This is a genomic window from Bartonella australis AUST/NH1 (genome assembly GCF_000341355.1).
In the GTDB taxonomy this organism is placed as follows: Bacteria; Pseudomonadota; Alphaproteobacteria; order Rhizobiales; family Rhizobiaceae; genus Bartonella; species Bartonella australis.
In genome coordinates this window covers 1-22,575 of sequence record NC_020300.1, presented here as the reverse complement: position 1 = coordinate 22,575, position 22,575 = coordinate 1, and the positions used below count along the sequence as shown (strand labels likewise).

Here is a 22,575-nt window from a genome sequence, read left to right as displayed (position 1 = left end):
GGAGTCCCTTTACTACGGCGAAAAATTTGTTTATTTGGAGCGCACTTGGTAATCCTTAAAGTCTGCGAATTTTATTTTTGGAACTCGTTCTGCTTCATAATTCAACGAAAAATGATTTTCTGCTAAAAAAACCGGATCGCCATCCACGTCGTAAGCAATGGCGGATCGATGATTAGCGATGAATTTTTGAAGTTCATCTCTGTTCTCTGCAGAAATCCAACGGCATACGCTAAAGCGCGCTGACGTGAAACTTACCGGCAAAGAATATTCCACCTTAAGCCGCTCCGTTAAAACATCAATTTGCAAAGCACCAATCACACCGACGAGAGCAGGTGACCCATCATCGGGAGTAAATAATTGTACGACCCCCTCTTCAGCCATTTGCTGCAAAGCCTCTTTAAGCTTCTTCGCTTTCATAGGGTCACTTAAACAAACACGACGTAAAATTTCTGGTGCAAAATTTGGTACGTCTTTAAAAAGGATATCCTCGCCTTCTGTTAATGTATCGCCAATACGCAGAGTCCCATGATTAGGAATACCAACCACGTCACCGGCATAAGCCTGATCAGCAATTTGACGTGAACGAGCAAAGAAAAATTGCGGTGCTGAAAGCGTCATTTGCTTTCCTGTGCGTACCAACTTTGTCTTCATGCCACGCTCAAGTGTTCCTGAACATACCCGCAAAAAGGCAATACGGTCACGATGATTAGGATCCATATTAGCCTGAATTTTAAAAACAAACCCCGTCATTCTGGGTTCAGTGGCTATCACATTACGTTGGTCCGCTACCTGATTACGAGGGCTTGGACCAAAATCAACCAACGCATTTATCAAATCACGGACACCAAAATTTCGTAAAGCCGAGCCGAAATAAACTGGAGTCATATGTCCTTCACGAAAGGCTTGAAGATCAAAATTTTTGCAGGCACTACGGGCAAGTTCGACTCCTTCGACAAAGGACTTACCTTGATTTTCAGGCAGTAAATTTGCAACCTCACCAAGTTCAGAAACCGTTTGCGATATTACTTCATCATCTCGCCGACGAAAGCGATTATGATAAAGGTCAAATGTACCCATAAAATTTTTACCTGTACCAATAGGCCATGTGATTGGCGCTGTATCAAGAGCAAGTTTTTCCTCAATTTCATCTAAAATTTCTAAGGGATCACGCGCTTCGCGATCCATTTTGTTAACAAAAGTAACAATAGGAATATCCCGCATGCGGCACACTTCAAACAATTTCAGCGTCCTAGGCTCAATTCCGCGCGCACCGTCTAACACCATGACTGCACTGTCGACCACAGTAAGAGTACGGTAAGTATCGTCTGCAAAATCTTCATGCCCCGGGGTGTCTAATAAATTAAAAATATGATCTTCATATTCAAACGTCATTACTGATGTTACGACCGAAATACCGCGGTCACGTTCGATATTCATCCAGTCGGAACGCGTTTGAATACGGTCTTTTTTTGCCTTTACCTCACCAGCAAGCTGGATGGCTCCGCCAAACAATAACAGTTTTTCCGTCAGCGTCGTTTTCCCAGCGTCAGGGTGAGCAATTATTGCAAATGTACGCCTCCGCTTTACTTCTCGCTCTCTAGGCCCCATTATTCCCCCCTGTAGGCCGTGCAAGCGCTTCAGCAATAAGTGCGCGCATCTCGCTAATTCCGTAAAGCGCTATAAACGCTCCAAACCGTGGTCCCCGTTCTTGTCCTAAAAGCACCTCATAGAGCATTTGAAAAAAAGCACTTGAAACACCAGGCCCCCCTTCAGGACCCTTTTTGTTGTGGTCTTGATAACGTTCCGTTAAACGCGCAACATCAAGAAGCGTGTTTTGAATAATGTTTTCGTCGATGGCTTCTGGCAAACTCGCTAACTTTACATCAATCGCCGCCAAAATTGAGCGTTCGCTATCATCAGGCGCACGAAATTTCTTGTTTGGCTTAACAAAAGCATCAAAATATTTAATGGCAAATTTTACCAACTGATCCAGTGCTGGATAGGTCCGTGCATTTGCTCCTTTAGCATAACGAGAAATAAATCCCCAGAGGACCTCTTCATTTTCAGCATTTGAAGCACTAACCAAATTCAGCAACATAGAAAAGGACAGAGGCAAATTGATTTGCGGGGGGCGACCATTATGAATATGCCATACAGGATTGTTAAATCGCTCTTTCCACTGTTGACGGCTATAAGCTGAAAGATGCGTATAATATTCATCAACAGCTTTTGGTATAACGTCAAAATAAAGCCGTTTTGCCGTTTTAGGCTTCAAAAACATATAGAGCTCTAGGCTCTCTGTCGGTGCGTAAGTTAGCCATTCGTCGAGGGTTAGACCGTTTCCTTTAGATTTGGAGATTTTTTGCCCTTTATCGTCTAAAAAGAGCTCGTAATTAAATCCCTCGGGCGGTTTGCCGTCGAGTATTTTACAAATTTTGGAAGAAAGAAGCACCGAGTCGATAAGATCTTTTCCCGCCATTTCATAGTCGACTCCGAGTGCTTTCCAGCGCATCGCCCAATCTACCTTCCACTGGCATTTAACCTTTCCGCCCGTGACTTCTGTTTCAATGGCCTCGCCTATTTCAGGCTCAATGTAAGTTATAGTGCCTTTTTCAACGTTGCGGGAAATTATTGGTACTTGTAATACTTTTCCGGAAACAGGGGAAATAGGCAAAAAAAGTGAATAAGTTGCGCGCCGTTCTTCTCCCAATGTCGGCAAAATATTTTCCATAATTTTATCATAACGGGAAAGAATCTTCAAAAGTGTTTCGTCAAAACGGCCAGAACTATAATAATCAGTAGCGCTAGCGAATTCGTAGTTAAAACCAAAATGATCCAGGAAAGCGCGCAGGCGCGCATTGTTAGCCGCTCCAAAAGAAGGATAAGCGTCACCAAAAGGGTCTGGCACGTAGGTAAGTGGTCGGCCAAGATAGTTTTGCATTTTTTCGGGATCTGGCACATTATCGGGAACCTTGCGTAAACCATCCATATCATCAGAAAAACAGAGGAGTTTTGTTTTAACTTTGTTCTCGGTTAAAATATGAAATGCATGACGCACCATAGTCGTGCGCGCTACTTCTCCGAAAGTACCGATATGCGGCAAACCAGAAGGTCCATAGCCTGTTTCAAACAAAACATCCCCTGTATAACCCGTTTTTTCATAGCGCTTAATGATCTTACGTGCTTCTTCAAATGGCCAAGCTTTTGACTGGCCTGCTATCTCCATCAATTCAGACGTTAAACTGAAAGCGTTATATTGATCGTGCATCGTCATTTATCCTAAATTAAATTCTCTGATGATGTGGTGTATGATCGTTAAACTTATCCGTCAATAATGCTGAACAAAAACCACCAAACTCTTGTTACTACGCAAAGTCGCTATCATTATTTCAGCTACGATCTCCCTCAGCTTTTTATAATCCAAACATAAAAATCGTAAACCATCATGTACCTTTTTGGTTATGCATTCTGCAATCCCCAATCTCCAATATTCTGAGCCCTTTTTCGCTGATATTTACCTCAAAGAAAATAAATTTTTTATCCAGGATGACAGATTGATTAACCGCGTACCTATCCAATGAAAACAGGAAAAAGAAATCACGCTAAACGTTCCACGCAAAAATCACTCTCAAAACCGAAAATGGTAAGAGAATTTCTGTTATTCCCATTTATAATTTTAGTAAACGCGCCGTCAACGTGCGTCAGCGCAATGCATTTAATTTGATAAAGCCGGCAGCGTCTTTTTAGTCGTAAGCACCCTGATCATCTTTAAATGTTGCTAAATTACCGAAATAAAGCAACTTTTGACTTTTACAACCTTCAACAACTACATTACCCTTGTAAAATTTTGTTGCATCAGCTTATCTTGTAAATGCGCTACACTGTAATCCAACGTCGGAGATTCTATCGCCCTATGAGCAATCAAAAATAGTTCAGCCCGTGGTTATAAATACTATGAGATTTTATACCAACAAAATGATTTTCCGCTAAATCTAAACAACCAACATCCTCAACGCCTCTATAATTGTTTAATTTATTGAGCACAGTAGCAGAAAACAAAATTTCTTTCATTAATTGAAGCGGCGTCGCCTTTTCGAAGCCAATTGTAATATGGCTTCCTGCTATAGAGCAGCCCCGAACGTAAAGAGTACACTTATGCATATATTTGGGGTTTGCTAATTTTGTTTTGCACTTATCTATCCACTGAAACAAATTAGATTAAGCTTGCTCATGGCTAACTGAATTTTCAAATTGCAAACGTTCGGACTTACGTAAGCGCTTTGAAGCGGATTTAAGCTGCCCGCACGCAGCCAAAATATCACGTCCGCGCGGCATTCTAATGGGTGAAGCATAGCCAGCTTGATTAATCACATCAGCAAAACGCTCAATTTTTTCCCAATCAGAACATTGATAATCACTCCCGGGCCACGGATTAAAAGGAATCAAATTAATCTTAGCAGGGATACCTTTAAGCAATTGAATTAACTGCTTAGCATCATCCAGGCTATCATTGATATCTTTCAACATAACGTACTCAAATGTAATCCGTCTAGCATTAGAAAGGCCTGGATAATTACGGCAAGCGTCCATCAGCGTAGCGAGTGGGTATTTTTTATTGATTGGAACCAAAATATCTCGCAAGGCATCACGCACCGCGTGAAGCGAAATCGCCAGCATCACCCCAATTTCTTTTCCTGCTCGAATAATTTCAGGGACCACTCCACTGGTTGACAGGGTAATCCGACGTTTCGACATAGAAAGGCCATTCCCGTCGGAAGCAATTAATAAAGCTTTTTTGACTGCTTCAAAATTATAAAGTGGTTCGCCCATACCCATCATGACGATATTGGTAATTTTACGTTTTTCAGCTGGAACAATTGCACCATCAGGTGCGCTCTTATCAGGGAAATCACCCAAACGAACACGTGCAACTAATAATTGTGCTAAAATTTCTTCAGCTGTCAGATTGCGAACGAGCATTTGCGTTCCTGTATGACAGAAAGAACAGGTCAATGTGCATCCAACTTGGGATGATATACACAACGTACCACGCCCTTCTTCAGGGATGTAGACCGTTTCGATTTCAACAGGCCTACCGGCTCCACGTTCCGGAAAACGCAAAAGCCATTTACGTGTGCCATCTTTTGATATCTGTTCTTCAATAATTTCCGGATATGCGATGGAAAAATGGGTTTTGAATACTTCCCGCGTTAATTTAGAAACATTCAGCATCTCATCAAAACAGGAAACGCCGCGTACATAAAGCCAATGCCAAAGTTGGCGGACACGCATACGCGCTTGATGATCCGGCACACCAACTGCCTTCACAGCTTGTACCATTTCATCTTGAGATAAACCAATCAGAGGCAGCTTCAATTCTGCCTTTACTACGGCATCACCCACTTTCGGTGTTTGACATGCATTAACCGGCTTAAGATTACACGAAATAGTCATTGCTTTCTGATGTGCATATTTAGTTTAAATATTCTCTATGCATTAACGGCATTTTTGTGCCGCATTCAACGCTGCGGTCACCCCTTTTAGGGAATAAGTGTAAGTTGTACGAGTTCCGCGTTTTGAAGTAGCCTTCACCGTCATATGCATACCCGAGCGCATAGCGGAAACAAGTTGTTGCTCCATCTCCGATGACGCTAACCAAGCTGATGAACCCTTTGTAAAAAAATCAAAATCTTTATCGCCAACTGTCACGGTAACTTTTGATCCTTCTTTAAGAGAATAACCAGCCATAAATTGTGGCTCAAATGAAACAGGTGAATTAGAACGCTTAGTAACCAGAAAGAAATTATCACCATGTTTAACAGTCGTAGGAAGCGCACTTAAAGGCATCGACAAGATATAACATATTGTATTTTCTTGCGCTTCATAAGAATAAGTCCCCCAAGCTTCAAATTGATGTAAACGGCTTGGTGTTTGTGCCCACAATAGTTCAGTAGCGGACAGAACCATTATAAATGCAGCAACAAAAGTCTTCTTAAACATTTTCATTTTAGCTCGCTTCTTTTTTTATTCTTTACTAATATTTCTTCGAAATAAATATTATTATCAATCGAAATAACTTTTTATTTAATTGTGACTCTTTAGGTATTACCAGAAAATGAATTTTCTACTTAATAATTAGATTTAAAAAAAAACATTTTAATTTTATTCCGCAAATCACGACTTTTACGCGGAGAGTCCGTATCCCTACATATAAAAAATACCTTCCAGAAGATAAGAACGCAAAAGCACAGCCCGACCTTTCTTCGCAGATCGACCTCTAAATAGAATATAAAATGGACACATTGTTGAATTACTGAAAAAAAATCTCATAGCTGCACCTTAATCCGACCGTACTACCACAAAATTCTGAGGAAAATGCATCTTATGCAAAAAGCTAGTTCTTACCCCCCGTAAATATTATTAACTGGGGATGCGGTGAGCTGAAGCCTACTTACATCGACGGCGGTGTAACATATTCTGGCCTCTCTGGCAATCAATCTCATTCAAACTCTTCACGCCAATTTACAAAAATGCCTTCGGAGACCAAGAAGCAGACTGGCTTTATCTTCAGTGTTAAACATCAAGCGCATAACGTTTTATTTTTTACATCAATTAGCTCGACAGCGATTCATCGCGACTCCTTACCCTGTTACTGACAACAAGTTCAGTACAAGAAAAAATGTTCATGTGTAGCAAATAATTATCAACACAATGCTTGAAACTAAAATGCAATAAACCGAAACGGCACGAATAAATATCATAACAGCATTTTTTGGTATTTATCACGTAAATAAAAACGGCTCTCATGAAAATGGCAAGCAGTAAAATCGGACGTCTCCTCAAAACGCCAAAACCGCCGTAAAAACCCCCACTTCCGTATATGGGGGCAATTTCTTAATCACTTGCACATGTGAGGAGAAAAATATCCGTAGATCCCACTCCGCCGTCCCTTAAAAATTGATGAATTATACGAATCTGGAAGCACAACAGCGAGATTTCGTAAACGAAAACGATAAAGGCAACTAAAGAAAAACTCAACCTATTCTCCCTTATTCTTTAAGCTGAGTTTTCTTCAAATACCCAAAGAATCGTCCTCTATACTCCTTTTAATTGCTCTCAATAGCGATATCATATACATTTAAGCTGTGCTTGGCGCTGAATTCTGGATCAATAAAGTGTAGAGCGCGCGAGAATCATGCGTGTTCCGTAATTTTTGAGCAATATCAGGACAACGTAAAACACGTGCGACTTTCGACAAAGCTTTTAAATGATCGGCACTCGCATTTTCAGGTACCAAAAGCAAAAAAATGAGATCGACCGGCCTGTCGTCAACAGCTTCAAAGTCAACAGGATTTTCAAGATGGGCAAATATACCTATAATTCTGTCAATACCGGGCAATTTTCCATGAGGGATCGCAACACCGTCACCCAAACCGGTTGATCCCAGTTTTTCGCGTTGCAAAATAATATCAGAGACCGTACGCTCATTGAGGCCTGTCAATCTAGCAGCTTTCTCAGCTAAAATTTGCAAAACTTGTTTCTTTGAATTTGCTTTAAGCGCTGGAATGATCGCATCCGGTGCAATTAACTCACTCAAATTCATATTTTATTTCCCTTTTACATATCCAGATACTCACCCACAAACCAGCAAATAATATTGATCATCGAAAAGATTCAGTTTGTTCTGGTATCATAGAATGCATGTTTATTTTTTTAATTTACAACAAGTGACAGGTCAATTCACCTACTCAATATTACCACCGAATCAGCGATAAATAACACGCAACTGTCGTTAAGAGCATTATTTATGAACTTAGCGATAGCCATTGTTCACCAATCCGTTGATATTTAGCCATAATGATTGGTGTGGATGCTCCAAAAAATTTTCCTCTGGTTAAAAAGAAATTCCTTAAAGCTGTAAGAACATACGATAAAAATGGCATTTCCACTTTGGTGATTACTGCGCAGCTTAAGGAAGCTGGTGATGACCACCTAAGCATGTTTGAATACTTTTAATAACCGCGCTAAAAGCTGCTTATAAGCCTTATATCTGACTATACGCCCGAATAGTGCATTCGTTTCCAAATACACAATACAACCAACAGAATACCGCGAACCGTACCTGACGATCATGAGGCTGTCACCGAAAGTACTCAGAAATGACGCTGTCGGCACACCATTTAGTCTCACAACGAGGAACTCCGCTGAGCCCATATGTCTCTCAGAAATACGAAAACCCGTTATGATCTCATCCATCGTTTACTACAAGGTCAATCTAGCGACATCTTTTTCGCAAAGCAGACTGAATCAAAAAATCGAATCACCTTTGTGAAATATTTCTCTCAGTTGTGAGCAAAAAATTAAGCCTAAAATCGCGACTATAAAATAATTTTTACGCTATAATTTAAGGATAGAACGGCGGACCTCGTCGTTACGAAACATCTCAGGCCCAAACGCATTATTCTCCCAATCACACGCATATTCTAGTTCTTTTCATCATCGATATCGTCATAACTGCTAACCGACGTAGTTTTCAACTGTGCAATGTAGATACGTAATCAATAATTATTATATAATGAAACCTAAGATGAATCTTCGCTGAACTTAAAATGCGTGGGCCGTATGTTAGGGACGCCAGGTTTCGTTTCGGCTTTAATAGCTAAAAATTAGATGAATCTTCTGTGGTAGGAAAAATCTAAAGCGAAAACTGATGTCCAAGATAAATTCTGCGTGCGTCAGCATTATCGATAATGTCATCCGGATAACCGTGGACAAGCACCTGTCCCGTATGAATAATATAAGCGCGGTCGACGAGGCCTAATGTTTCGCGCACATTATGATCAGTTATCAAAACACCGATACCACGCTGTGTCAAATGACGAACAAGCTGCTGAATATCGGAAATAGCGATAGGGTCGATTCCGGCGAAGGGTTCGTCAAGCAGTATAAAATTAGGACGAGAAGCCAGGGCGCGCGCAATTTCGAGCCGCCGCCGCTCGCCTCCTGATAAAGAAATAGCCGGCATTTTGCGCAAATGATCAATCTTGAATTCATGTAAAAGTGCGTCCAACTCTTCGCGACGTTTAGAATGATTTTTTTCGATCACTTCCAAAACAGCTTTGATGTTATCCTCTACTGAAAGGCCGCGAAAAATAGATACTTCTTGCGGTAAATACCCAATGCCCAAACGAGCACGCCGGTACATTGGCATACGAGTAATATCAAATCCATTAACTTCAATTGTCCCCCCATCCGCTTCAACGAGGCCCGTAACCATATAAAAACAGGTGGTTTTTCCGGCACCATTAGGACCCAAAATACCAACAGCCTCTCCAGAACAAACGCTGAACGAAACACCATCAACGACCCGTCTTCCCCGATAAATTTTAATCAAACGGCTTGCAACTAGAGCCCTTTTTGCATCTTTTTCAAAAGATCCATTTGCAATATCGCATTCGACTATCTGTTTTTCTTTTTTGATTCCAAACATGAGAATCTTAGCAACCATCCCTTTAATTTGGTTTTAAAATGACTGAAATACGGCCTTTTTTCTCAGATGTCTTACAACCTTCGAGGAAAGCTCTTCCTGTTTTCGTATTCACCGTTAACTTGCATCCTTTCGCCACATTATTACCGTCAATCAACGCAACTTCTTTACCTGTCAAAACCACCGTTTTTGATTTTTCATCAAAAATACCTTTATCGCCTGTGGCGATTCGTGTGTCTATTTTGATATAAACCTCCCCTGAAGCCTCCATTTTTCTAATATCTTTGTCGCCACCCCCAACAGGCAGCGCCGATTTTTCACCTACCCGACCTGCACCAACTTCTTCATGCACTTGGCCATAATAAACTGTTAATTCTGATGTTCGCAAAAGCCTTTCGCCCTGAATCACTGAAACATTGCCCTTAAAAAGTGCAACCCCTTCTTTATCACGTACCTCTAAAGAATCTGCATGAAGTTCTATTGGCTCTTTACCGTTCAAAAAACCAACTCCGGACTGAGCCGCTTCAGCATACCCATAAACAGTAGCTGGTCCTAACATCAGAATGTTTAAAGTCAAATGTACACCTACCCACTTTCTACGAAACATTCTTGATTTCATCTTATCACTCTTAATTTTTTATTTCCTCCTTCATATACGCATGTCCTGTCTCCCACAAATTTTTAAACTGTCTCATTACTTATTAAGTGTTAAGTGTACACCACCTTGAAAATGCATAATCTGCCCTTTTTCCAAGACGTGCAAAGCGCCCGCTGTGAGGTAAAAATCTGTATGCTGAATATCCACGTGCTGATCGGTTTTTAATTGGCCTTCTGACAAATTAATATCTGCGGCCATAAAATGTGCAACCGCGCCGCTTGTTGTCGTTATCATAAACGGCTTATCTAAGCGCAAAAGACCATTAATATTATCGTATCCCCCCCCTTGTGCCTTGAGAAAAACCCGCCCCTGTTCGCCGGCGACTGCCTCAGCTGTAATATTTTGTAATTTAATCATCCCAGAATGTGCACGCTCTTGAAATGCTTTTTCCGCTTTAATCCAATAAGGATCACGAGAGCTCGTATAGCCTTCTAGTTTTGGATTTGTCATAGTTAATTTTATCGTCTCACTCTCTTCATGATTCAAAATGATGGTGTCAGAGGAAGCAGAAACAGAAAAAAATGTGAACCAGCAAAAAATAAGCGCTATAGCTAATGCAGAGGAGAGCAAAAAAAATTTCAATAAACAAATCCGGATTGAATGATGATACGCTTCTTTAAAAACGTCACCAAAAGATGATTTTATTGAAAAAAATTCATAGCGATCGCGTATAACCATATCGTTTTGATCTCTCAAATACTCCGCTTTATTAATCTTCGAGCTTTTATAAGGCATATTTTCAAATTTTGCTTATTGCAATCAGCCTCTTATTGGTTTTATTTTGTTCTCAGTTTAATGTATATATGGTAATGTGCGTGCGTGGGATGCACAATCGTGGGGGACTATCTTTTTATGCGAAAGAGAGGCTATTTTGGTTAGATCAGAACTTGTACAAATCATCGCTCGTCATAACCCGCATCTTTTTCAACGTGATGTGGAAAATATTGTGAATGCTATTTTTGAAGAAATTTCCGCAGCACTCGCCGACGGCAACCGCGTCGAACTTCGCGGCTTTGGAGCTTTTTCCGTCAAAAGCCGTTCAGCTCGCAGCGGCCGTAATCCGCGGACGGGTGAAACTGTCGTGGTTGAAGAAAAATGGGTCCCTTTTTTTAAAACTGGCAAAGAATTGCGTGACAGGCTTAATCAATGAGTAAAATGATGGTAGTCAGACGTATTTTCTCCGTGGTTGTTCTTGCGCTTCTTACTATTTTCTTGGTTGCTCTTATCATAGCCAACCGCCAAATGGTCACGTTAACGCTTGATCCTTTTCAAATCAACCCAGAAAATTTCACATATAGAGCTCCCTTCTTTATATGGATTTTTGTTTTTTTTAGCCTTGGTGTTTTACTGAGCAGCATGATGAGTTGGTTTGCCCAACGCCGATACCGCAGGGCCCTTAAAGAAAGCAAAGCGGAACTCGAAAAATTAAAGATGTCGATCAATAATAAGTCGGACATAACGGCGCTTTAACGGAAGCATACATCCGTTGTGCCCAGTGATAAATTCGCAAGTGCACTTTCTCTTTTCCCTTATACATGCTTTAACCAATTTTAGATCCTTATTACCATACGGAAATGCAGTAGATTTTTTAAATAATCCTCTTTCAAAACACGTTTATCATGACATCGAATATGCCTGCACAATACTTTCAGCCACGTTCTAGCGGTGTGTATCCGCGAGAAAAATTGCCCCTTATTTTAGAAACAAGACCTAGCGCTGATTACACTTTAATTGATTCTGGTAACAGACAAAAATTAGAACGCTATGGCCCTTACCGTATCATTCGGCCAGAAGGTCAAGCTCTGTGGCAGCCGGCTTTATCGAGAGAAAACTGGGCTGATATTGATGCCATTTTCACAGGGGATAGAGATGAAGAAGGCATTGGCCGCTGGTATTTTCCTAAAAAACCTCTTGGTGAAACGTGGCCGCTTTCTTGGAACGGTCTTTCTTTTTTAGGGCGCTTTACTTCCTTTCGTCACGTAGGTGTTTTTCCTGAACAAGACGCTCACTGGCGTTCAATGGAAGAGCAAATTATTAATGCCAATCGTCCCGTCAAACTTTTGAATCTTTTCGGTTATACGGGCATTGCGTCTTTAATCGGCGCGCGCGCTGGCGCGGCTGTCACCCATGTTGATGCCTCTAAAAAAGCCATTAGTTGGGCAAAAATTAATCAAGAAAAAGCGGGACTATTAGATCGCTCGATTCGTTGGATATGCGATGATGCCGTAAAATTCGTCGAGCGTGAACTACGTCGTCAAAAAACCTACGATATAATCCTTCTCGACCCTCCTGCTTATGGGCGTGGACCTCATGGCGAAATCTGGCAAATTTTTGAAAACCTACCGGCAATGATTAAAAATTGCTGCAGACTTTTATCTGAAAAACCACTAGCTTTTGTCCTTACCGCTTATTCTATCCGTGCTTCCTTTTACGCGCTCCACACTCTAATGCGCGATGAGTTCAAAAATTTTGGTGGCACAATCGAATCAGGAGAACTCATTTTACGTGAAGAAGCTGCCGGACGGGCACTCTCTACCTCTCTTTTTAGCCGTTGGATTATCTGAATATGTGTACACAAAAAACCGGTAGAGTTAAGGAAATTACCTCCCTCAGTAACCCCATCATTAAAAATCTTAAAGCACTTAGCCAAAAAAAGGGTCGTAATCGAGGGGGTATCTTCATGGCGGAAGGACTTAAACTTGTGATTGATGCCTTAAATCTAGGTTGGACGATTCAAACACTCATTTTTTCCAAAAACAAACCTGGTAATGCCGCTATCGAAAACGCCGCAGCACGTACTGTAGCGAGTGGCGGTTTTGTCATTAAAGCCTCGCAAAAAGTCATGGAATGTATAACTCACCGCGATAATCCGCAAACGGTTATTGGTATTTTTAAACAACGCTGGCAACCTATCGAAACGATAAAAGGTCTAGCCAACGATGTTTATATTGCCCTTGAACGTGTGCGCGACCCAGGGAATCTAGGCACAATCATCCGTACCGCCGATGCAGTAGGAGCTAAAGGAGTTATTTTAATTGGTGAAACAACAGATCCTTTCTCGCCTGAAACCGTCCGTGCAACGATGGGATCAATTTTTTCTGTCCCTCTCTATCGTTTGCATGAAGAAGCTTTTTTGAACTGGTCTACTCACTTTAAAGGCTTCATTGTTGGTACACATCTTAAAGGATCCGTTGATTACCGTACTATCGACTTTAAAAACGGCCCCGTTATACTTTTAATGGGTAATGAGCAACGAGGCCTACCGGACATTCTCGCGAATTGTTGCCATAAACTTGCGCGTATCCCGCAAAGTGGGCGCGCTGACTCGCTTAATCTGGCGGTAGCTACAGCTGTCATGCTCTACGAAATCCGCCGCCCTTACTTAACTCTTTAGCCATATGAGGTTAAAAATGACGCGTAAATCTTTGTCTGTTCTTCTCCTTGGTTTGGCTGTCACAGTAGGACTTGATCAAGTTGTCAAATATTGGATTATGTACACAATACCCTTAGGGACAGAAATTCCGCTTCTTCCCTTTATTTCTCTTTACCACGTACACAATTCCGGTATCGCATTTTCATTTCTTTCTTCTTTTTCTCACTGGGGGCTTATTGCCCTCACATTTGTGATAATCATTTTTCTTTTATGGCTATGGAAAAATATCGAACCTACTAAAGCCTTATCGTGTTTTGGTATCATCTTCATTATCGGCGGAGCAATTGGGAATCTCGTCGACCGCGTCTTTTTTCATTATGTCATCGATTATATATTTTTCCACATTGGCGATGTCTTTTCTTTTGCCGTTTTTAATCTCGCAGATGCATTTATCACGCTTGGAGCCACTGCTATTCTAATTGACGAACTTCGTACCTTCATCAAAGGACGAAGTCTGCTCTGACGACATATTTTCCGAATAAGAACACTGTCCCCCTCCCCATACGCCGGCAATGATTGCCTGTGATTATTCTTTTAAAGCAAACACTTATCTGCGTATTCTCTGGCATCAATATTTAATAAAACCGCTAAAATAATGATTTGCCCTAAATTCGTCCCTGTAGAACAGCCTGTTCTAACTAGCAGGAAAACAGGCCATCAAATTTTACGTTATTCAATTCACCCAAATGCTCAATATTTTGACAAAAATTGGCTCTTTTATTACTCATTTGTAAGCTTTCCTCTCTGTAAAAGTCTCTTGTAATTTTCAAATAAATCCCCATAATAAGAGGGAGAGTTGTGCTTGGATTTCGTCAGCAGCACGTGGAGTTGTTTGTGTCTGCCAACATAAAGGCTTATATAAAACGTTGTTAAAAAGGTGAAAATTCTTTTTAGCTCCAGCGTCTGGCGGGACATATGCTAAAGGATATTATATCATGGCTGATTTTAAAAATTTACGTTCGGCACCTGTTGCTCACGCCGATGCATCAATCGATCAAGGACTGCGCAGCTATATGCTGGGCGTCTATAACACAATGGCCATCGGTTTGCTTATCACAGCTGCTGCCGCTTATGCAATTGCGTCATTGGCCACAACAACAGACATGAGTCAAGCAGCTGCTCAAATCAGTAGCAGCGTCTACTTAACGTCGTTTGGAGTGGCATTTTATACGTCGCCGCTCTCTTACATTATCATGTTTGCACCGCTTGTAGCTGTGTTATTTCTCAGTTTCAAAATTAACACACTCAGTACTGCCGCAGCCCGTGGCCTCTTTTTTGGCTATGCTACTCTCGTCGGGCTCTCGCTGTCATCGATCATTTTGCGTTACACACCAGGGAGTATCGTGCAAACATTTGTTATTACCGCTGCGGCTTTTGGCTCTCTCTCTCTTTACGGTTACGTAACTAAGCGCGATCTGACAGCAATGGGGTCATTCCTTTTCATAGGTTTGGTTGGCTTAATGCTTTCTATGATCGTTAATATTTTTCTTGGGTCAAGCGCCTTGCAATTCGCTATTTCGGTGATAGGTGTTTTCATCTTTGCTGGTCTGACGGCTTATAATACACAGAACATCAAGCTAATGTATTATGAAGGAGATGCAAGTGATGCACGCGGTCGTAAAATTATTATGGGTGCGTTGAATCTTTATCTCGACTTCATCAATATGTTCGTCTTTTTATTGCAATTTCTTGGTTCAAACCGGGATTAGCTGCGGTAGTCGCCGTAGCGGCTATTACTTCACCAAAAGCCTCGTTTCCTGAGGGGAGCGGGGTTTGTTTGTTTTTAATATAAGCGCACGCCTTTTAGTACCATATCCAAACTATACAAAAAGCAACAATGACAAAGAGGCATTATAAATCACAATCTCGCTGGGCGGCTCCCGCATTTATCAAAAAAAACCTCCCTGCCCCTTTGTTAAAGGCTCTGTACAACCTTTCTGACCACCAGCAAAACACTGTGGATCGGCGTAGTAATTATGATCTCGTTGTTGCTTCCTATAATATCCATAAATGCGTGGGCACTGACAAAATTTTTGATCCTATTCGCATCGTACGTGTTATTGCTGAGCTACAAGCTGATATTATTGCGCTTCAAGAAGTAGATAAGCGTTTTGGTGAACGAATCGGCTTGATTGATCTTCAATTTTTGAAGACTGAAACAGGCCTCACCCCAGTACCCCTGCGCACCATGACGCCTAACGGCCACGGCTGGCACGGCAACGCTCTTTTCTTGCGCCAAGGCCGTGTGCATAACATCTCGCAAATCACCCTGCCTGGTGTTGAACCACGTGGTGCTATAATTATAGAATTAGAAACTAAGGTAGGCCTTATTCGCGTTATTACCACCCACTTTGGGTTATTACGTCACTCTCGTAATAAGCAAGCAAAAATGCTTCTCACACTTCTGCAAAAACGCCCATTCATGCCTACAGTCCTTATTGGTGACCTTAACGAATGGCGAATGGGGAAAAACTCCTCCTTAAACCATTTTTCTCCCTATTTTGATATTACCCTCGGAACTGCGCCGAGCTTTCCCTCTCGCTTTCCCCTTTTAGCTCTTGATAGAATTTTTACCTTTCCCCCTCAATTAATTACAAAGATTGAAAGCCATTACTCGCCGCTAGCACGTGTTGCCTCGGACCATTTACCAATTAAAGCTTACCTTAACTTTGCTGGCATAACTGATCATTCTTTAAAATAAGTAGATAGAAAAAGTTAATGTGCTTCATCCCAGTTTTGAGCTGTTACGACTTTTACTTCAAGCGGCACAGATAAAGATAACGCCGGCATTGTAGCAGTTTCCATAACTTTTTTAACGAGGATTGCTGTTTTTTCAATCTCAGCTTCCGGCACCTCAAAAATCAGTTCGTCGTGAACTTGTAGGAGCATTTTAGCTGAGAGCTTTTCTTTTTCTAAAGCAGTTTCTATTTGTATCATAGCCCGGCGAATAATATCCGCCGCCGATCCTTGAATCGGTGCATTAATAGCGGCTCGTTCATTAAAAGAACGAACTTGTGAATTAGCCGCTTTTATTTCAGGATAATGAATACGACGTCCAAAAATAGTTTCTACATAACCGTGCTGACGCGCAAATATCTTAATCTCTTCCATATATTCCTTAATTCCTGGAAATCTTTCAAAATAAAGCTGAATATAATGGCCTGCTTCCTTGCGCGAAATCCCTAATTGATTTGCTAATCCAAAAGCCGAAATACCGTAAATGATGCCAAAATTAATCGCTTTCGCGCGTCGGCGTATATCTGAAGGCATCCCCTCTATTGCAACCCCAAACATTTGCGATGCAGTTATAGTGTGGATATCTTTCCCCTGCGCAAAAGCCTCTTTTAACGCTGTGATATCCGCGATATGCGCGAGGACACGTAATTCAATTTGACTATAATCAGCCGATAACAGCGAATGCCCTCTGGGGGCGATAAAAGCTGCTCGAATTTTACGTCCCTCGGCGGTCCGCACTGGGATATTCTGTAAATTAGGTTCAGATGATGATAATCGTCCTGTTGACGTCGTTGCTAAAGAATAGCTTGTATGGACACGCCCCGTTCTAGGTAGAATATAATGAGGCAAAGCATCTGCATAAGTAGATTTTAGTTTCGCAAGCTGACGCCAATCAATAACTTTACGTGGCAAAATGTGCCCCTCAACAGCCAATTCTTCTAAGGTCTGTACAGAAGTTGACCACTGCCCACCTTTTGTCTTAGTTCCCCCGGACAAGCCCATTTTACCAAAAATGATATCCCCTAATTGCTTTGGTGAAGCGACATTAAATTTTTCACCAACCAATTGATAAATTTCCTCTTCTAACACAGAAGCAGCTCGCGCTAATTCTCCTGAAAGACGCGATAAAATCTGTCTATCCACAAGAACCCCACGCTCTTCCATTTTTGCAAGAACTTCTATAAGTGGTCGATCAAGGCGCTCATAAATTTTTGTTAATCCCTGCGCTACAAGCTGCGGCTTCAAAACCTCCCATAAACGCAGAGTTACATCGGCATCTTCCGCTGCATAAAGGGTTGCTTGTTTTAAATCCACTTGTGCGAAAGAAGTAATTTTTTTTCCATTATGCGTTAAATCTTTGTAGGAAATTGGGGTATGTCCCAGCCAATGCTGGGATAAAACGTCCATACCATGGGTCAAGGTTCCAGCGTCTAAAACATACGATAAAAGCATTGTATCATCAAAAGGACGCATGACAATACCGTGTTGCTTCATCATCAACCAGTCGTATTTTATATTCTGGCCAATCTTTAACACCGCTTGATTTTCTAATATCGGCTTTAAAAGCGCCAAAGCTTTTTGTGTCTCAATCTGCGCGGCTATACGCCCATCTCCTAAAAGATCGTCTCTTCCTTCCACATGTTCTAACGGTATATAGGCCGCCTTATTTGGCCGTAGCGCCAATGAAAAACCAACGAGCTCTGCCTGCATAGGATCGAGAGAAGTCGTTTCAGTATCAAAAGCGAAGTAGCCCTGCTCCTGCGCTTCCGATAACCATTCTTTCAAGACTCCTTCATCAAGGATAGTTTCATAAGCATCTCTTGTAATCTTTGAAGCGATAGCCTGGTTTTTGCGTTTTTGTGCCAAGATCCGTGGAGAATTTTCAAAAGCGCCGTGAGATGGTGTTATATTAGTCTTTCCAGGAACCAAATCGGACCCGTTATATTTAGTTTTCTCCCATTCAATATCTATGCTAAGTGCGTCAATAACCGTCGCATCACAGGCTGTTTCTTCCGCCACACGGCGGGTTAATGTCGTAAATTCCATAGCTTTTAGAAAAGAAATTAAACGCGGGCCATCTTGTGGTTCCAAGATAAAACTGTCTAGATCATCATCCACAGGTACGTCCATTTTTAGCCTGACTAATTCGCGGGACATTTTTATTTGTTTACTATAAGATTGAATATTTTCACGTCGTTTTGTCTGCTTAATTTCCGTTACACGCTCCAGTAAAAGGTCTAGGGAACCAAAGTGATTCAATAATTGTGCTGCAATTTTAGGACCAATACCCGGAATTCCAGGCACATTATCTGCTGAATCTCCGGTTAAAGCTTGCAAATCGACCATTTTTTCGGGTGTTACTCCCCATTTTTCTATGACTTCAGAAACGCCGATGTGCTTATCTTTCATCCCATCATACAGAGACACATGCGCACTCACCAATTGCATTAAATCCTTATCAGAGGAAATAATGGTTGTCTTTGCTCCCGCTTTAGTCGCTAATTGCGCATAAGTAGCGATTAAATCATCTGCTTCAAATCCATCTTTTTCAACGCAGGGCAAATTAAAAGCTTTTGTCGCTTGCCGTATTAAAGCGAATTGGGGGATAAGATCTTCGGGGGGTGCCTCCCGATTAGCCTTGTATTGGGGATAAATTTGCTTACGAAATGTATCGGACGAATGATCGAAAATAACGGCAAAATGTGTCGGTATAACGCCAGAATCCATGCTACGAGCATCACAGAGCAATTTCCACAACATATTGCAAAAACCGGCCACAGCCCCCACAGGAAGCCCGTCTTTTTTGCGTTTCAAAGGTGGCAAAGCGTAGTAAGCGCGGAAAATATAACTTGATCCATCGACCAAAAAAAGGTGGTCATCTGTTTTCATGTCAATTTCATTTCTCTATCTCAATCTTTAATAAATTCATTTTGTATTTTTATTTTTATAAAATTTACAAAATCGCCTCTGAAAAGCCATTTTTTTTGCATTTCATGAGGGTGATGCCGTTGCTTTCTGTGTTTGGTGCCTAGAGCTTTTCTTTATTATTGCGGGGTGTGGCGATTTTCGTTTTGCTCCTCCTATGATAGTTAAGGTGCCACGTAACGGCAGGGGCCGTTGCGGTGTTCCCCTCCCCGCAGCGGCCATTTCTTTTTGACAGTTGTGCAAGTTCTGCTTTCCCAATTTAGAGTTTTCTTTATGAAGGAGAGGGGAAATTGTTCCATAAAGCTTTATCGCCTATTTTTTTAACCAGCTCGGCGTGCATATTTTTTTCTTGCGCACTTAACCGTGAAGGTAGAGCCCGCGGGCGGGCCCTGACTGCATAAGGAAATTCGTTGCTTGGGATATTCACGCCAATGCTGCTCCCATCATCAAAATTAAGAGTCCCTTGCTTTCCACCAGTTAACTCTATATAAACGCCAGCAAGAATCTCTGCGTCAAGTAGAGCGCCGTGAAGAGAACGATGACTGTTATCAACTCCAAAACGCTTGCATAAACTATCAAGAGAATTAGGCCCTAAAGGGAATTTGCGGCGCGCCATAGCCAATGTATCAATGACATTATTGATGCTGATAAGTGGTTTATTTATCCGCTCTAATTCTGCGTTAAGGAAGCTGACATCAAAACTCGCATTGTGAGCAATTATCACCGCATTATCAATGAATTCCAAAAGCTCATCAGCTATATCATTAAATTTTTTTTCGTCTTTTAAGCGTTCATTAGTCAAGCCATGAATTGCAACAACTTCGTCGGAAATCATAACGCCCTGCGGATTCAAATAAACATGAAATCGGCGTCCTGTGAGATAATGATCAACCATTTCTACACAACCGATTTCAATTATACGATCACTGTCTTTATCTAAGCCTGTTGTCTCAATATCAAAAATAATTTCACGCATTGCTTCAATTCTTTAAAGAAACATCTTTTAACAAACTCTTTATCACATGAAAAACCTGCTGGCGCGTATTTTCTAGATCTTTTCCTGTGTCAATAACAAAATCAGCACATTCCCGTTTTCTTTTATCGGATACTTGTCTGGCATTTATCATCGCGAATTTTTCTTCGTCCATATTTGGGCGAGTCATTACGCGCTTTCTTTGTATAGCTGATGGTGCAGACACCACAACCACACTATCTACGCGATTTTCACTATTCGTCTCAAAAAGAAGCGGAATATCAAGGACAATTAATTTATTTCCCTGCTGACGCGCTGTATCAATAAATTCTTTCTCTTTTATGAGTACTAAAGGATGAATTACTTTTTCCAATGCTTGTAAGCCCTCACTGTTGTTTATTAAGATCTTAGAAAGTTTTAAGCGATTAACTTGACCATCTTCAACAACATTGGAGAAAGTACGCGCCATGAGCGACAAAACCGGCTCACTTTTATAAAGTTCATGTACGGCTTCATCCGAGCTAAAAACAGGAATACCAGCTTGTTTAAAAAAATCAGCGACCGTTGATTTTCCCATAGCGATTGATCCGGTCAATCCTATAATTTTCATATTTTATCTTTATCCATATCTTCCGGGATCACCCATAATTTTTCTGTTACTTGTGGCCTTATTCTAAACCACAGTTCAAAGCCAGGAACAGCCTGATGCAAAAGCGCATAAAACTGATTGACTGTTTCCAAGCCGCAAATTTTTGCTTGTCGTAAAAAAGATATTATCGACGGAGTATAGACAGTACCCATCACTAACACTGCCGACTTAGCTTTATTAAAAGCAAAAAAATCGTGAATTTTTAGTGATTTTAAATAATGAATAGGATAACCAGCAATAAAAGCACATGGATATATTGTATTTATGCACTTTATTGTTGAATCAGCCATCAATGACTCCTAAATAACGCAACTTAACCAATAGAGGCAACAGAGGTAAGCCAATGATGGTAAAAAAGTCTCCCTCAATTTTTTCAAAAAGATGGATTCCTTCTCCCTCAATCTGATACACCCCCGTACTTTTTAAAACATCTTTTCCTGCACGTGCTAAATAACGTTCAATAAATTTTGGAGAAAGAGGACGTACTGTCATATAAGCGCTAAAAACCTCCGACCAAATTTCTCGGCCATTTTGAAACAATGCCACCGCACTATGAAGAGAATGAGTTTTCCCTGACAAGGCGCATAGACGTTGATATGCTTCTTTGCTATCTGCCACTTTATGAAGAGCTTTCCCCTCTAAATCAAGGACTTGATCACAACCAATTACAACTGCATCGGGAAAACGATCGGAAACATTTTTTGCTTTAGCGATTGCGAGAAAATAGCTAAGCTCTCTAGGTCTTTTTGTTCCTGTTTTTTCTTGTATTTCTCGTTCGTCAAAGGAAGCTCCTTCAATCAAAAAGTCTAAGCCAGACTTTTTCAACAATTGCGCACGATAAGGGCTCAGAGATGCTAATATCAACGTATTTTTCATCAAAGAATTCCCCTCATTTTCCTTCACGGAATCGCAATAAAAGCTCAAAGACTGCTGCCGCAGTTTCTTCAATAGATCGCCTTGTGACATCTATAATAGGCCAACCAAAACGTTCGCAGATGCGCTTTGCATAGATCAACTCTTCAGATATACTAACACGATCGGTGTAACTTTCGATAGCAAAATCACCTCCAAGATCTCTGTTTTGTCGGATATGCGAAATTCGCTCGGCTGAGGCAATTAAACCAATGATCAAAGCATTTTTTTCTTCCAAAAGAGCCCGAGGTAAATCAATTCCCGGAATAAGAGGAACATTAGCTGTTTTTATTCCGCGATTTGCTAAATAGATGCTCGTTGGCGTTTTAGAAGTTCTTGAAATGCCTACGAGTATTACATCTGCATCCGATAAACTAGAAGGGGACAGACCATCATCGTGTTCTATCGTAAAATTTAACGCATCGATGCGTCGGAAGTAATCTGCATTGAGATCGTGCTGCGCGCTGGCTCTTAAATTTGTCGGCGTCCCGAGATATGACTGAAAAACATTCAAAACGGGAGATAATATTGCAACGCAAGGAACACCTATTTTTTTGCATGTTTTACCAAGAAGTTTTTTGATTTCTTCATCAATAATTGTGTAGAGAACAATACCTGGCTCTTGTCGGATTTCATCTAGAACTCGCTGGAACTGTGTTTTGCTGCGAATCATCAGATAAACATGCTCTATGGCATGAAACATCGCGTATTGCGACGCAACTGCCCTCCCACAAGAAATTACTGTCTCCCCTGTTGCATCAGAAACCATATGGAGATGAAAGGATTTTTTTTCTTTCATCAC

23 protein-coding genes are annotated in these 22,575 nt (G+C 41.2%); 7 read left to right on the top strand and 16 right to left on the bottom strand.

What is annotated here, in order from left to right; translation table 11 throughout:
* Positions 1-30: 30 nt before the first annotated feature.
* The 10 genes from BANH1_RS00115 to lptC all read right to left on the bottom strand — a co-directional run bounded on the left by BANH1_RS00115 (position 31) and on the right by lptC (position 10,823).
* Positions 31-1,608 (bottom strand): peptide chain release factor 3, encoded by a 1,578-nt coding sequence (locus BANH1_RS00115; RefSeq protein ID WP_015397424.1) that lies wholly within the window; start codon positions 1,606-1,608, stop codon positions 31-33.
* A complete protein-coding gene (locus BANH1_RS00110; RefSeq protein ID WP_015397423.1) occupies positions 1,598-3,268 on the bottom strand; it encodes a lysine--tRNA ligase in 1,671 nt (556 codons plus the stop codon). The genes BANH1_RS00115 and BANH1_RS00110 overlap by 11 nt, the downstream gene beginning before the upstream one ends.
* A gap of 653 nt (positions 3,269-3,921) precedes the next feature.
* Entirely contained in the window at positions 3,922-4,161 is a 240-nt protein-coding gene (locus BANH1_RS07600) for an argininosuccinate synthase domain-containing protein (protein WP_051039085.1), read from the bottom strand.
* A gap of 57 nt (positions 4,162-4,218) precedes the next feature.
* On the bottom strand, positions 4,219-5,454 hold the full coding sequence (rlmN, locus tag BANH1_RS00100; RefSeq protein ID WP_015397422.1) for a dual-specificity RNA methyltransferase RlmN: 1,236 nt from the start codon (positions 5,452-5,454) through the stop codon (positions 4,219-4,221).
* A 42-nt stretch (positions 5,455-5,496) separates the two neighbouring features.
* A complete protein-coding gene (locus BANH1_RS00095; RefSeq protein WP_015397421.1) occupies positions 5,497-6,006 on the bottom strand; it encodes an invasion associated locus B family protein in 510 nt (169 codons plus the stop codon).
* A gap of 1,132 nt (positions 6,007-7,138) precedes the next feature.
* On the bottom strand, positions 7,139-7,603 hold the full coding sequence (ptsN, locus tag BANH1_RS00090) for a PTS IIA-like nitrogen regulatory protein PtsN (RefSeq protein ID WP_015397420.1): 465 nt from the start codon (positions 7,601-7,603) through the stop codon (positions 7,139-7,141).
* A 389-nt stretch (positions 7,604-7,992) separates the two neighbouring features.
* A complete protein-coding gene (locus BANH1_RS00085) occupies positions 7,993-8,256 on the bottom strand; it encodes a hypothetical protein (RefSeq protein ID WP_041582846.1) in 264 nt (87 codons plus the stop codon).
* A 439-nt stretch (positions 8,257-8,695) separates the two neighbouring features.
* Positions 8,696-9,490 (bottom strand): LPS export ABC transporter ATP-binding protein, encoded by a 795-nt coding sequence (gene lptB / locus BANH1_RS00080; RefSeq protein ID WP_041583137.1) that lies wholly within the window; start codon positions 9,488-9,490, stop codon positions 8,696-8,698.
* 22 nt (positions 9,491-9,512) lie between these two features.
* Positions 9,513-10,106, bottom strand: coding sequence for an LptA/OstA family protein (locus tag BANH1_RS00075; protein ID WP_015397418.1), 594 nt, complete (start codon positions 10,104-10,106; stop codon positions 9,513-9,515).
* A 75-nt stretch (positions 10,107-10,181) separates the two neighbouring features.
* Positions 10,182-10,823, bottom strand: a complete 642-nt coding sequence (gene lptC, locus BANH1_RS00070) for an LPS export ABC transporter periplasmic protein LptC (RefSeq protein WP_041583135.1) — start codon at positions 10,821-10,823, stop codon at positions 10,182-10,184.
* A gap of 193 nt (positions 10,824-11,016) precedes the next feature.
* Between lptC and ihfB the strand changes: the two genes are divergently transcribed.
* From ihfB to BANH1_RS00035, 7 genes are all read left to right on the top strand, one after another.
* Positions 11,017-11,295, top strand: a complete 279-nt coding sequence (gene ihfB, locus BANH1_RS00065) for an integration host factor subunit beta (protein WP_041582844.1) — start codon at positions 11,017-11,019, stop codon at positions 11,293-11,295.
* A gap of 8 nt (positions 11,296-11,303) precedes the next feature.
* Positions 11,304-11,615: a LapA family protein gene (locus BANH1_RS00060; RefSeq protein WP_041583134.1), complete on the top strand. Its 312-nt coding sequence runs from the start codon at positions 11,304-11,306 to the stop codon at positions 11,613-11,615.
* Positions 11,616-11,776: 161 nt separating this feature from the next.
* Positions 11,777-12,709 (top strand): class I SAM-dependent rRNA methyltransferase, encoded by a 933-nt coding sequence (locus tag BANH1_RS00055; RefSeq protein WP_041583133.1) that lies wholly within the window; start codon positions 11,777-11,779, stop codon positions 12,707-12,709.
* Between the two features lie 2 nt (positions 12,710-12,711).
* Entirely contained in the window at positions 12,712-13,539 is an 828-nt protein-coding gene (locus tag BANH1_RS00050; protein ID WP_015397413.1) for a TrmH family RNA methyltransferase, read from the top strand.
* A gap of 16 nt (positions 13,540-13,555) precedes the next feature.
* A complete protein-coding gene (gene lspA, locus BANH1_RS00045) occupies positions 13,556-14,041 on the top strand; it encodes a signal peptidase II (protein ID WP_015397412.1) in 486 nt (161 codons plus the stop codon).
* A gap of 472 nt (positions 14,042-14,513) precedes the next feature.
* Complete coding sequence (locus tag BANH1_RS00040) at positions 14,514-15,287, top strand: Bax inhibitor-1/YccA family protein (RefSeq protein WP_015397411.1); 774 nt, start codon at positions 14,514-14,516, stop codon at positions 15,285-15,287.
* A gap of 128 nt (positions 15,288-15,415) precedes the next feature.
* On the top strand, positions 15,416-16,279 hold the full coding sequence (locus tag BANH1_RS00035; protein WP_015397410.1) for an endonuclease/exonuclease/phosphatase family protein: 864 nt from the start codon (positions 15,416-15,418) through the stop codon (positions 16,277-16,279).
* 14 nt (positions 16,280-16,293) lie between these two features.
* Here BANH1_RS00035 and polA read toward each other — a convergent pair whose 3' ends face one another.
* The 6 genes from polA to BANH1_RS00005 all read right to left on the bottom strand — a co-directional run bounded on the left by polA (position 16,294) and on the right by BANH1_RS00005 (position 22,575).
* Complete coding sequence (gene polA, locus BANH1_RS00030) at positions 16,294-19,203, bottom strand: DNA polymerase I (protein ID WP_015397409.1); 2,910 nt, start codon at positions 19,201-19,203, stop codon at positions 16,294-16,296.
* Positions 19,204-19,510: 307 nt separating this feature from the next.
* Complete coding sequence (gene dnaQ, locus BANH1_RS00025) at positions 19,511-20,215, bottom strand: DNA polymerase III subunit epsilon (RefSeq protein WP_015397408.1); 705 nt, start codon at positions 20,213-20,215, stop codon at positions 19,511-19,513.
* A gap of 4 nt (positions 20,216-20,219) precedes the next feature.
* Positions 20,220-20,822 (bottom strand): dephospho-CoA kinase, encoded by a 603-nt coding sequence (coaE, locus tag BANH1_RS00020; protein WP_015397407.1) that lies wholly within the window; start codon positions 20,820-20,822, stop codon positions 20,220-20,222.
* Positions 20,819-21,151: a shikimate 5-dehydrogenase gene (locus tag BANH1_RS00015; protein WP_015397406.1), complete on the bottom strand. Its 333-nt coding sequence runs from the start codon at positions 21,149-21,151 to the stop codon at positions 20,819-20,821. The genes coaE and BANH1_RS00015 overlap by 4 nt, the downstream gene beginning before the upstream one ends.
* Complete coding sequence (locus BANH1_RS00010) at positions 21,144-21,740, bottom strand: Maf family nucleotide pyrophosphatase (protein WP_041583132.1); 597 nt, start codon at positions 21,738-21,740, stop codon at positions 21,144-21,146. Before BANH1_RS00010 ends, BANH1_RS00015 begins: the two co-directional genes overlap by 8 nt.
* 10 nt (positions 21,741-21,750) lie before the next feature.
* Positions 21,751-22,575: a pyruvate, water dikinase regulatory protein gene (locus tag BANH1_RS00005; protein ID WP_015397404.1), complete on the bottom strand. Its 825-nt coding sequence runs from the start codon at positions 22,573-22,575 to the stop codon at positions 21,751-21,753.